The following is a 975-nucleotide window of genomic DNA, read 5'->3' as shown; positions in this document are numbered from 1 at the left end:
GCAGCCTTGGTCGCGGGCGATGATGGCTTTGCGGATGTGGGGCGGGAAGATCCTGGTGGTGCGGCCGATGTCCAGGACGCGGCGGTCGCTGCCGAGGAGGACCGGGATGATGTCGGCGTCGCAGGCGATTTTGCGGATAACCGTGGGCTGGATCGGGCCTTGGAAGGTGGACGTGCCGGTGCTTTGGCGGGTGCCGGCCGTGGCGCCGGCAGTGGCGCCGCCGTGGTTTTGGGCGTGTCCGGGGTGTTGGAGGCGGGCGAGGAGGTCTTGGTAGTCGATGGTGACCATCACTTGGGGCCGGAGTCCGCCGTTGGCGGGCAGGTCCCCGGTGGTCAGCGCCACCCCGCATGCCCCGACGAGCCCGTCCAGGAGTTTCTGCGGACGTGAGCGGCGATCAAGCGACGGGTGGGCAACGCCGTCGTCGGGGCCAGCGGCGTCGCCGGGACTCTCGGCTGGCCTGTCGGGTTGGTGCTGGAGGCGGGGGTTGGTGGCGGTGTTCATGGCGGTGGCGAGGGTTTCGAATTGTTCGGCGGTGGCGAAGATTTCCAGGTGGTGCATGCCGCGGCGGGGTTTGCGGATGAAGGCGCCTTGGCGGTGGCGGAGTTCTTCTTCGCTGGGTTCGGGTCCGTCCTGGTCGATGGCGTCGGTCCAGTGTTTGGCCATCCGGGCCACGAAATCGGGATCGCTCTCCACGGCGTTGCGGGTCAGGGAGTGTTCGATGTGCAGGGTGGTTTCGGTGTCGGCGAGGTGCCGGACCCGGTCGAGGGCGAGGCTGATGAGCGTGGCCGAGCGGGACGGAACGCTCGCCGAGGCAAGTGCCTGGGCGAGGATCGGGTGCCGTGCGGGGAGTTCCTGTCCGGCGATCCCGGTCTGGGGGAGCACGCCGGAGGCGAGGGTGAGGCGGCGTCTGGCTTCGCCGATGCTGATCCGGAGCCGGGCGCGGAGGAATTCGGCGGTGTTTCGGTAGCCGTCGTC

At 69.3% G+C, this 975-nt stretch carries 1 protein-coding gene; it reads right to left on the bottom strand.

Annotated elements, in window-relative coordinates:
- The coding region (locus tag L0B83_RS19595; protein ID WP_234760237.1) for a DUF222 domain-containing protein at positions 1 to 975 on the bottom strand (975 nt) is incomplete at both ends.

Source organism: Arthrobacter alkaliphilus (assembly GCF_021483235.1).
GTDB lineage: Bacteria > Actinomycetota > Actinomycetes > Actinomycetales > Micrococcaceae > Arthrobacter > Arthrobacter alkaliphilus.
Note: the sequence above shows the minus strand (reverse complement) of the source record. Positions and strands in the feature narration are given on the sequence as shown.